12 protein-coding genes are annotated in these 10,764 nt (G+C 44.2%); 5 read left to right on the top strand and 7 right to left on the bottom strand.

All coding sequences use genetic code 11. The features are described 5' to 3' along the window. On the bottom strand, nt 1–820 hold an 820-nt coding region (locus tag ACRC32_RS04185; protein ID WP_438552798.1), incomplete at its 3' end, for a 4-hydroxy-3-methylbut-2-enyl diphosphate reductase. A 456-nt stretch (nt 821–1,276) separates the two neighbouring features. On the opposite strand from ACRC32_RS04185, the gene ACRC32_RS04180 reads away from it, so the two are divergent. Next, entirely contained in the window at nt 1,277–1,642 is a 366-nt protein-coding gene (locus ACRC32_RS04180) for a response regulator (protein WP_438552797.1), read from the top strand. Here the strand turns inward: ACRC32_RS04180 and ACRC32_RS04175 are convergent. Then, complete coding sequence (locus tag ACRC32_RS04175) at nt 1,613–1,888, bottom strand: hypothetical protein (RefSeq protein WP_438552796.1); 276 nt, start codon at nt 1,886–1,888, stop codon at nt 1,613–1,615. The genes ACRC32_RS04180 and ACRC32_RS04175 overlap by 30 nt on opposite strands. On the opposite strand from ACRC32_RS04175, the gene ACRC32_RS04170 reads away from it, so the two are divergent. The 4 genes from ACRC32_RS04170 (at nt 1,871) to ACRC32_RS04155 (ending at nt 4,541) form a co-directional block, all read left to right on the top strand. Beyond that, nucleotides 1,871–2,929 (top strand): aspartate carbamoyltransferase catalytic subunit, encoded by a 1,059-nt coding sequence (locus ACRC32_RS04170; protein WP_438552795.1) that lies wholly within the window; start codon nt 1,871–1,873, stop codon nt 2,927–2,929. The two genes, ACRC32_RS04175 and ACRC32_RS04170, sit on opposite strands and share 18 nt — an antisense overlap. A 9-nt stretch (nt 2,930–2,938) precedes the next feature. Further along, nucleotides 2,939–3,250 (top strand): DUF433 domain-containing protein, encoded by a 312-nt coding sequence (locus tag ACRC32_RS04165; RefSeq protein WP_438552794.1) that lies wholly within the window; start codon nt 2,939–2,941, stop codon nt 3,248–3,250. Next, the gene (locus tag ACRC32_RS04160) at nt 3,243–3,578 is read left to right on the top strand and encodes a DUF5615 family PIN-like protein (RefSeq protein ID WP_438552793.1); all 336 of its coding nucleotides are present in this window, start codon (nt 3,243–3,245) and stop codon (nt 3,576–3,578) included. Before ACRC32_RS04165 ends, ACRC32_RS04160 begins: the two co-directional genes overlap by 8 nt. A 72-nt stretch (nt 3,579–3,650) precedes the next feature. Continuing rightward, a complete protein-coding gene (locus tag ACRC32_RS04155; protein ID WP_438552792.1) occupies nt 3,651–4,541 on the top strand; it encodes a metalloregulator ArsR/SmtB family transcription factor in 891 nt (296 codons plus the stop codon). A 199-nt stretch (nt 4,542–4,740) separates the two neighbouring features. Here the strand turns inward: ACRC32_RS04155 and ACRC32_RS04150 are convergent, their stop codons facing one another. From ACRC32_RS04150 to ACRC32_RS04130, 5 genes are all read right to left on the bottom strand, one after another. Then, nucleotides 4,741–7,728, bottom strand: a complete 2,988-nt coding sequence (locus tag ACRC32_RS04150; protein ID WP_438552791.1) for a GAF domain-containing protein — start codon at nt 7,726–7,728, stop codon at nt 4,741–4,743. A gap of 152 nt (nt 7,729–7,880) precedes the next feature. After that, nucleotides 7,881–8,558, bottom strand: coding sequence for a DevA family ABC transporter ATP-binding protein (locus ACRC32_RS04145; RefSeq protein ID WP_438552790.1), 678 nt, complete (start codon nt 8,556–8,558; stop codon nt 7,881–7,883). Between the two features lie 19 nt (nt 8,559–8,577). After that, a complete protein-coding gene (gene devC / locus ACRC32_RS04140) occupies nt 8,578–9,744 on the bottom strand; it encodes an ABC transporter permease DevC (RefSeq protein WP_438552789.1) in 1,167 nt (388 codons plus the stop codon). Continuing rightward, nucleotides 9,728–9,913, bottom strand: a complete 186-nt coding sequence (locus ACRC32_RS04135; RefSeq protein WP_438552788.1) for a hypothetical protein — start codon at nt 9,911–9,913, stop codon at nt 9,728–9,730. Before ACRC32_RS04135 ends, devC begins: the two co-directional genes overlap by 17 nt. Before the next feature lie 43 nt (nt 9,914–9,956). Beyond that, nucleotides 9,957–10,764: HlyD family efflux transporter periplasmic adaptor subunit (locus tag ACRC32_RS04130; protein ID WP_438552787.1), on the bottom strand; the 808-nt coding region annotated here is incomplete at its 5' end.

The following is a 10,764-nucleotide window of genomic DNA, read 5'->3' as shown; positions in this document are numbered from 1 at the left end:
GACCGTACTTTCGCATCATCGTGCGCTCGAATAGTTTACCGATTTGCTCGGTTTCGCTTTTGAGCATGGTGGTTTGGTTGGCAATCCCAACTTTTTCAAGATCTGTATCGGGATTGAATCCTGCCGAACAAGCACGGCTAAATTTTGCTATGAATTCGTCGCGGCTACCTCCATTCAAGATGTAATCGCAAACGTATTCAGCTTGTGCCATATTCAACACGATTAAATATTTATTCGCAAAAGAACTAGTGGCGATCGTTTCTTCGTGGTTGTACTTGCCGTGAATAATTGAAGTGTACTCGCTTTTTTTATGTTTTTCTACGGTATTCCAAACTTTAGCCACCCAGGGACAAGTCGTATCGACAATCGTGCAATTTTTCTCTTTGAGTAGCTGCATTTCCTGTACGCTAGCCCCAAAAGCGGGTAGGATTGCCACATCGCCCGATTCTACGACTGTAAAATCTTTAATTCCGCCGTCAACTGGAATAAAGCCCACTTGCATTTCCTGCAACCGCTGGTTAACAGAGGGGTTGTGGATGATTTCGTTGGTAATCCAGATCCGCTGCGTGGGGAAATGTTGGCGCGTCTCGTATGCCATTGCTACGGCTCGTTCTACTCCCCAGCAAAAACCAAATGCCTCTGCTAAGCGAATTGTTACGTCACCTTGTTGCAGAGTATAGCCGTTATCTCGAATTTGCTGCACCAGATTGCTTTGATATTCCGACTGCAACATCCCAGAAACTTCAGCTTCATGACCGAACCCTTTACGATGATAGTTTTCCGAGTGTTGGAGCGATCGTTTAAAAGCTTTCGTATCCATGCAGTGTTTCCCCATAAGCGTCTCTATTCTCGATCGTAAGCTGTTTGGCTACCTTTCTCAAAGCGCGATCGCTCTAATGTACCAATCGGACTGCTACATCAACTCATCGTAATTGCCGCGTTGTTTATCGTCTAATTTATCGCATCCGTGTAGAAGAGAATTTACTCACGCTCTTTGTGAAGTTTATTACTAGTTTAAAGCGGATGAAAATCTGAAGCAGTTCATTATAGCACCTGACCTGCTAATAGATTTGGACTGTCTATAACATTATTAAAAAAGTTAGTTTAGTCAAATCTGGGTATAATATGATACTATGAAACAAAAGTTATAGCGTTACAAAGTTGTAAAAACAAGTCCGTAATTACTACGAACTACTGGGGATTGCAATCAAAATCTCCAAATTAGTTGGGGTAAATACTAATTCTGTTCTGAGATGAAGTTTATCGCGAGATAGCAGTGAGGAAAATTCTAGTAATTGATAATGATGCATATTCTCTACTATTAATTTCTGACTTTCTCGCCTTGAATAACTTTCAGGTTTTGACCGCAGATAATAGTCGCTCGGGCTTGCAATTAGCCAGAGAACAACAGCCAAACTTAATTATTTGCGAACTGGAGCTGCCAGAACAAAATGGATACGAAATTTTAAGACAGTTGCGTGATGAACCGATTACAGCTAGTATACCTATCTGGTTTCTTTCATTTGAAGCAGATATGGCAACTCGTCGCCGTGCTTTACAACAAGGGGCTGACGGTTACTTTCATAAACCAGTAAACTTAAACGAATTGCTCTCAGCAATTAACAGTCTTTTTAGCGGGTAACTGGTTGTTGGTAGACGGTTGACAGTGACTAGTGGCTGGTAGTAGATAGGGTGTAGGGTGTAGGGTGTAGGGTGTAGGGTGTAGGGTGTGGGAAGTGTGGAAAGTGTGGGGTGTAAGAATTTTGAATTTTGAATTTTGAATTTTGAATTTTGAATTGTTTTGCTCCCTCAGCTCCCTCAGCTCCCTGTTCCCTGATAACTGCTCCCTACTCCCTGCTCCCTGCTCCCTATGATCTGGAATCGCCATCACATTTTGTCTCTAGAAGATTTTACGCCGGAAGAATACAACACGGTGTTGCAGACCGCTGCAAGTTTTCGAGAGGTGTTGACGCGGCGGACGAAGAAAGTCCCAACCTTACAAGGACAGGTGGTAACGAATTTATTTTTTGAATCTTCGACTCGTACCCGCAGCAGTTTTGAATTAGCAGCCAAACGTTTATCGGCAGATACGCTAAACTTTACCGCCTCTACCTCTTCTTTGACGAAGGGGGAAACAATATTAGACACGGCAAAAACCTACTTGGCAATGGGAACCGATATGATGGTGATTCGCCATCGAGAAGCGGGAGTTCCTCAAGCGATCGCAGCTGAAATGGATCGCTTGGGTGTGCGCGTCGGAGTCTTGAATGCTGGGGACGGACAGCACGAACATCCTTCTCAAGCTTTACTCGACCTATTTACAATTTGCACTCTGCTCGATCCCGATCGTCCGCGCTTGGAACTGTTACAGGGGAAAAAAATTGCGATCGTTGGGGATATCCTTCATTCACGGGTAGCGCGATCGAATATCTGGAGCTTAACCGCTAGCGGGGCAGAAGTCCACCTCGCCGCACCGCCGACTTTGTTACCGCAGTTGTTTGGGGAGTTTGTCGGAGAGCAGGGAGCAGGGAGCAGGGAGCAGGGAGCTGAGGGAGCAACTACCAACTACCAACTACCAATTCCCAATTACCAATTACCAAATCGCAAATTATTTTTACATTGGCAAATCGAACCTGCATTACAAGATGCAGATTTTGTGATGACACTGCGGTTGCAAAGGGAACGCATGATGCAGCATCTTTTACCAAGTATTAGAGAGTACCATCAGTTATTTGGGATTACGCGCGATCGCCTACAATTTTGTAAACCTGATGTCAAAGTTTTACACCCAGGTCCTGTCAACCGTGGCGTAGAAATTAGTTCCGATCTGATGGACGATCCTCAATTCAGTCTGATTTCTCAGCAGGTGACGAGTGGGGTAGCGGTGCGGATGGCACTGTTATATCTGATGGGTGGGGGTAAGGTTTAAAATATTACTATGGAAGTTACACTGAATCGGTACATCGAAATTACACCAGAAATACGGGGTAGAAAGCCGAGAATTGCTGGAACCCGCATCACAGTGGCAGATATTGCCATGATGTATTTGCAGATGGGACAGTCATTGGAATTAATTGCAGGTAAGTACGATCTCCCCTTAGCATCTGTTTATGCAGCAATGGCATATTACTACGATCGCCAAGCCGAAATCGAGCAGCAAATGCAGGCAGATGAAGCATTTGTCAATGCTTTGATGCACAGTCGTCCTTCTAGACTGCAAGCAAAGCTGAAGGCTTTGAGAGGTGAGTAACCGCATTCGTTTCCATTTGGATGAAAACGTCGATCCTGATATTGCTCTAGCTTTACGCCGTCAATCGATTGATGTCACAACGACAGTAGAGATGGGGTTAAGGGGACAAACAGATGAGGCACAATTAGCATTTGCTTGTCAGCAAGGGCGTATTATTGTAACGCACGATACGGATTTCCTCAAAATTGCCAGTCAAACCACAGAGCATTGGGGTATTGCTTTTTGTAAAAAGGATGTTCGCACTCTCGGAGAGATTATTCGTAGCTTGATTCTGATTTCCGAGGTGCTGACTCCTGATGAGATGAAAGGATGGATTGAGTATCTTTAGATAATGCCCTGTTACTGATGTATGTGGAGAACCTTTGATTGACATTCTTTTTATTTCGATTAAACTAGAAATATGGAAAATAAAGAGACAGCTCAGTACGCAGATATTTTTGCGGCACTGGGATCGGAACCTCGGCTGGAGATTATGCGATCGCTGTTTGCTGCTTATCCAGAAGGAAGGACAGTAGGGGAGATTCAAGCGGTGCTGAATATTCCCAATTCCACCCTTTCACACCATTTGGAAAAGTTACGGCATGAAGGTTTAGTGAATGCCAAGAGAGATAAACAATTTCTTTGGTATTCCGCCAATGCTGCAACGATGGAAGATTTATTGTCCTTTTTGTACAACGGTTGCAGTATTCGCCAACATACCTCAAAAGCAGATGAAACATACTCATCTGCGGAACTAATTCAAAATGAATCTACTTATGGAGGATTTATGTTTGAAGGATTTTTGCGATCGCTAGAAGGTTTTTTTGGCAGTATTTTCGATCGAGTTGCCTTACCTATAGGATTTGAAAGATTTACTCAACAGGCAATTCAAGCAATTATTCTAGCTCAATATGAAGCTAAGCGCTTGAAACATCATTACATCGGTACAGAACAGTTATTACTGGGCGTAGTTGCTGAAGAAAGCGGACTTCCCGCGCGAGTTCTGACTGCAATGGGAGTTAATTTTGAGAATACTAGAATTGAAGTAGAAAAAAGAATTGGCAGAGGTACAGGTTCGCCGAGATCGGAAGTTCCCTTTACTCCAAGGGCAAAGCAATGCTTAGAATTTTCTTTAAAACAGGCACGAGAATTCAACCATAGACATATTGGCACGGAACATTTATTGTTAGGAATTCTCCGCGAAGGGCAAGGCATGGGAGTAATAGTATTGAGAAATTTAGGCGTAGACTTGGAAAACTTAGAACAGAGATTGAGAACGGAAATGGGTAATGAGCCAAGGCTTAGCGAATAGAATTTGCGCCTACACAAGCGTAGACGCGCAGGGGCTTGCCGCAGGCTAGTCCGCAAGGCAAGGACTAGTGGAACACAGAGGCTTTGAAAGCTGCGGAGGCAGGTTTTGTACGCGGCTAATGTTAGGCAACGGGTTGCCCAACCGCCCGCTTCTGTGTAGCCACGACTTACAATCGCCCAGTATAAGATCTAAAGTAAACCTACAATTCTTGAGTTGTGGCGGCGAGTTTGGTGAAAGATTCTGCCATTGCCATCGATCGCTCTGAAGTCTTGCTAGCAATATTTGCTGCTTGCAAAATAGCCTGATTAGCAGCAGCCGAAGCCTGTGTTTGACTGGTTGCAACTTGGGAAACCCGTTCAAAAAATGAGATCATCTGGGCGCTGAAAGCAGCAATTTGATTGAGTTTTTGCTGAGTTTCTTCTATGACTTGACGTTTAACGATCGCCTGTTCTGTCCCCTCAATCGCGATCGCGGCTTCCCTGGTATCTGCCTGAACGTTTGCCACCAGAAGTTTCATTTGAGTAAATTCTGTTTCTAACTGCCCAATTGAAGCAAGCAATTTCTCTGCTATGGGAACAAACTCTGAATTGTCTCCGTTGGTAGTGCGTGAGACAGCAAATTTAATATTCATCGCTTGCAACTGAAGTTGATACATGACCTGACCGATAATCTCAATTGCTGGCGGTAATTTTTGGGTCGAGCGATCGAGTCGATCTAGCTTTTGAGCAACTTCAAAAATTGCTGTTTGGGTAGCCACAATAGTATTGATAGTTCGCTTGACAATCCCTTCACCAGTTTCTACTGTGGGTTTGGCTGGCTGAATTTGGCGTTCTGCTTCTTGGACGGTAGCAACAATTTTTTCCGTGACTTGAGCGACAGCCTGGACGCGATCGTAGGCAAGTGTAACCGAATCCATTTGGGCGATCGCTTCTTGGGAAAGAGTTTTGACAGAGGTTTGGCTACTTCGCAGCATTTCTGAGATCTGACGCTGAAGTCCCTCTTTTTGCTGGCGTTCCTCTTGAGATGTCGCTGTAGCTGTTTGATAGGCTCTATCGATTTGGTTGAGCGACCTAGCATGGTCGAGGGCAAATCCAACTTGAGTCGCTAATTGGGTAAATAGATCGATCTCCCACTGTTGCCAGTGGCGCGGCTTGGTACACTCATGAGCGATTAACAGACCAAACAAGCGATCGTCCTTCAAAATCGGGGCAACTAAATTCGCTCTGACGGCAAACGGTTCTAGCTGTTGCAAATAGCATTCGCTCATATCCGCAGCATAGATATCATCGATCGCGCTTACCCTTCCCTGTTGATATTTTTCAACATAACCATGTGCAAAACACGGGTCTTGAATTTGCGCCCACATAGCTTTGGGAAATCCTGGTAAGACCGATTCGGCGATGACCGTACCGTACCAGTCAGCGTCAAAACCATACACCAGCACGCGATCTGTTTGTATCGCTTTGCGGACTTCTTCAACGGTAGTTTTGAGAATGTCCTCTTCGTTGAGCGAGGCTCGAATGCGGCGCGTTACCTGGGCGAGTAATTGACTGCGAGAACCCTCAGCATCGATACGTTGTAACAACCTAGCATGGTCGAGGGCAAATCCGACTTGAGCGGCTAACTGGGTAAATAAATCGATCTCCCATTGCTGCCAATGACGGGTTTTAGCACACTCATGGGCAATCAATAAGCCAAATAAGCGATCGTCTTTGAGTATAGGTGCGACTAAATTTGCCTTGACGGCAAATGGTTCGAGTTGTTGTAAATAACACTCGCTTAAATTAGCAGCATAGATATCCTCGATCGCGTTTATCCTACCCTGCTGATACTTATCTACATAATCTTCAGCAAAGCACGGGTCTTGAATTTGCGCCCACATAGCTTTGGGAAACCCTGGTACGACTGATTCAGCGATGACCGTACCGTACCAATTGAAGTCAAAGCCATAAACGATGACCCGATCTGTTTTCATCGCCTTACGGACTTCTTCGACGGTAGTTTTAAGCATATCCTCTTCGTTGAGCGAAGCTCGAATTCGACGGGTAATATCGATCGATAGCTTGGCTTGCTTGGCTTTCGTATCTATTTGTTCGAGCAAATCAGCGTGTTTGAGGGCAAATCCAACTTGTGCCGCTACATGGGCAATTAAATCGATTTCCGAGTGCTGCCAGGAGCGTGACTGCCTACACTGATTGGCGATTAATAAGCCATATAGCCGATTGTCTTTGATAATTGGAGCGCTTAATTGTGACGCGATCGCGAATCTCTCTAATAGTCCAATCCGAGCATCAGGTAGATCCGCTTGATATATATTATCGACTGCCTGCACGCGACCGTGGCGATATAACTCGATGTTTTCCCCTTGGAAAAAGTTGGTATCGATTGTCGCCCACAGCATTTTAGGATAGCTCGATGCTACTGATTCTTCTACAAAAGTTCCATCCCATAAAGAGTCATTATGACAGCGAAAGATTGCGACGCGATCGACTTTAAAGGCTTTGCGGACTTCTTCTACAGTCGTTCTGAGAACATCTGCTTCCGATAGCGATTCTCCGATCTGGTGCGCGATCTTCATCAAGATTCTGGCACGTTCGGCTTCAGCTTCTTGCTGCCATAACAGTTTTGGCAATTGTTGTTCGATCGCGCTGATATTTGACTCTAGGGCAACTAATTCGTCTTGACCAGCAACGCGATCGCGAGCATCTAGATCTTCTTGACTCAATCTATTGACTAATTTAGTAGAAACTGCTGTAGCATCTAATACTGGACGAATGGCACGATGCACTAAAAAAAATGCGATCGCCGCCGCCCAAGCTGCGATTAATCCAGTTTCCAGTACTTGCGATTGTAGTTGCCGTTGCAGGGCATTTTCTGTTGTGGTTAACTCAGTGATATTTTGCTGTCTGGCTTGGGTAACTTGTTTGTGAATCGCCTGAGTTCCCAAGTAATTCGTCGTACCAACTACCAATGCTGGAAGGGCGCTAGCAACAACAGCCGCGATCGTTGCTTTCAATTTTAAATTCCACGATCGCATCCGCTGAATTGGTCGCAGCGTGTTGCTTCTCTTCAAGTCCCCTTGATGAGAGTCTGTACCCAGAGTGGTACTAGAATTTGCCTTACCATTTTTGGATCGAGAAAAAGGATCTTGAGTCTTAGGCATATTCTTAAGGTTGTCATTTGTCATTTGTCATTTGTCATTTGTCATTTGTCATTTGTGGTAGTTGGTTTTGACTTTTGACTTTTGACTTTTGACTTGGTTAAAAATAGCCTATCGCTTCAATCATTCGCTGGTTATCAATATGGTTGTCGATTCTTTATTTGTTTGTTGGCAATTCTTTAGGTTAAACGACCGTCTTCCATTTCAATTATGCGATCGGCAATATCGAGAATTCTGTTGTCGTGAGTCACCATCAAAATAGTACATCCCTGTTCTTTAGCTAGAGATTGCATGAGTTCGACGACATCGCGTCCCGATTGCTTGTCCAATGCAGCTGTAGGTTCGTCTGCTAGGACAATTTTTGGATGATTGACCAAAGCACGAGCGATCGCAACTCGTTGTTTTTGTCCTCCAGAAAGATTGTCTGGATAGTAATCAATTCGATGATCTAAACCTACAGTTTGTAATATAGCTTTCGATCTAGCCTCAGCAGATGATGGAGATAGATCGCGGTCTAATTCTACCGACATTTGTACGTTTTGCTTTGCTGTTAAAAATCCTAATAAATTGTGAGCTTGAAATATATAACCAATTTGCCGACGAAACTTGACTAGTTGTTTTTCGCTCGTACCAAAAAGTTCTTTGCCTAAAATTTTTAAACTTCCTTCTTGCACGGAACGCAAACAACCAATTAAAGTCAGTAATGTCGTCTTACCCGATCCTGATGCTCCAGTCACGAGGGTAATTTCTCCAGCGTTAATTTCTAAATTAATATCGAATAAGGTCTGTTTTCTTAGCGTCCCTTTGCCATAGTAGTGATTGAGATTTTTTACGACAATAACAGATTCTTTTTTCATTGCCTTCAGTTTTATCGAACTAGAAAATATCTGCTGGATCGGCAGACCGTAGTTTACGCACAGCAATAAAACCAGAAATAAAACACATGAGAACCGTTAATAAAAATACCATGACTGCTCGACTAGCAGTCATAAAAATTGGTAGTAAAGTTGCGTTTCTAGCTAAATTGTATTGTAAAATTGCAAAAGCAAACCCAGGTACGTAGCCTAAACTGGCTAAAATCAAAGCTTCTTGAAAAACGACTAACAATAAATAGGTTTGCGTATACCCCATTGCTTTCAAAGTAGCATATTCAGATAAATGATCGGACACTTCACTATAAAGAATTTGATAAACAATTACGGTTCCGACAATGAAACCCATAATTGTTCCCAAGGTAAATATAAAGCCAATTGGAGTACTGCGCGCCCAGTAGTCTTTTTCGTAATCGACAAATTCTTGTTTAGAAAAAACTTTGACATCATCCGGTAAATATTGCCTCAGCTTTTCTAAAACCATCTCAGCATTTGCCGCTGGTTTTAATTTAATGACACCTATATCAATTAAGCCATACTTTCGATCTTTGAATAAGCGCAAAAAATTTTGGTCGCTAGTAATTAAATTTCCATCAGAACCAAAAGATGCTCCTAATTCAGCTATTCCTCCTACTTCGATCCGTCGTCCGCCTACCTCGGCTGTAATCTTTTTCCCTTGCTCGAACTCAGAAGCGATCGCGCCAAACTCCGGTCGAGAACCGCGATCGAAGAGAACGACATCGGGCAATTTAATCTTTTCTATATTTTGTTGTACCCCTGGTAAATTGAAAACTTTATCTCTGGGATTAGTTCCAATCACTAAAACCTCAGCTAGCGCTTTAGTCTCGGGGTTTTTCCATTCAGTCAAGCCTAAATATATAGGATGTACGGACGCAACTTCTGAAACTGCTAAAGTTTGATATAAGCGTCTTTGAGAGAAGCTTTCTAAAAAATTGATGGCGTTAGATTGAGGGTTGATTAAGACAATTTCGCCATCTAAACTAGAATGCAAACGCACGTTGCTATCAAATAAAGCTTGCTGAAAAGCCAGTTGCATAAACATGAGAATATCAGCAAAAGCAATTCCAGCTAGTGCGACTAGTAGCCGAGGCTTTTCTCTCGTCAATTGCAACCAAGCTAAAGGAATTTTGCGTTTAATTAATTTTGTCATTGGTTGTTAGTTGTTGGTTGACGGTAAACGCGCTCGCTACACTCCGTGAAGACAGTTGACAGTTGACAGTTATCAGTTGCCAGTGAAGAAAGGGTGTAGGGTGTGGGGTGTAGGGTGTGGGGTGTGGGAAGTGTGGGGTGTAGTGGATTGTTAACTGGTCACTGGTCACTGGTCACTGGTCACTGATAACTGCTCGTGCGCTCCCTGCTCCCTCAAATATTAATTTTGACAATAACTTTGGCGTAGGTAAGACCGGAAACTCGTTGGCTGGCTTCTGGGGGTAGACCGACTTTGATTTCGACGACTCTGGCATCAACGTCGGCGGCGGGATCGCTGTCGAGTGCGTCTTGTTTACCGATCTGCCTACCAACGTCAATGACTGTGCCTCTCAGTTCACCAACGAAGGCGAGATTCTCGCTACTAATCGCGGCTTTTTGACCGAGGCGAATTTTGCTAATGTCTTCTTCTAAGACTTCGGCAATGGCGATCATTTGCTCGGTGCGCCCCATTTCTGCAATGCCTGCGGAACTGATTTTTTCTCCGGCGCGAGTGTGAATTTTGAGAATTTCGCCGCCAGTTGGCGCGCGCACGTAGGCGAGTGTCAAGTCTGCTTGAGCTTGTTTCATCGCCGCGATCGCCCTGTCAACTTCAGATTGCGCCAGTTGTACGTCCACTGGACGAACTTCTTGAATTTTATTTAAAGTCGCTTGTGCTGCTTCAATTTGCTTTTGCAGCGTCGCGATCGTCTGTTGGCGAGTCGATTGAGTTTCGTTTAATTGTTCGGTAGCAGATTTAGCATTCAAACTGCGGCGATCGAGTTCTTGAGAGGAGATCGCACCGTTTTGATACAACTGCTGGTAGCGTTGCAGATCGATCGCGGCGTTACGCTGCTCGGCTTCTAGGCGGGCAATTGTTGCTCGTAAGATTTGCTGTTGTCCGGCGAGTTCGGCTTGCAGGCGGGCGATCGTGGCTTGCTGTGCCTCAATTTCTCCGGTTTGCGCCCCTGCTTTGACTTTGGCT

The sequence above is a fragment of the Chroococcidiopsis sp. genome, from assembly GCF_051657925.1.
Classification (GTDB): Bacteria; Cyanobacteriota; Cyanobacteriia; order Cyanobacteriales; family Chroococcidiopsidaceae; genus Chroococcidiopsis.
The sequence above is the reverse complement of the archived record's forward strand: the minus strand, read 5'-3'. Positions and strand labels throughout refer to the sequence as shown.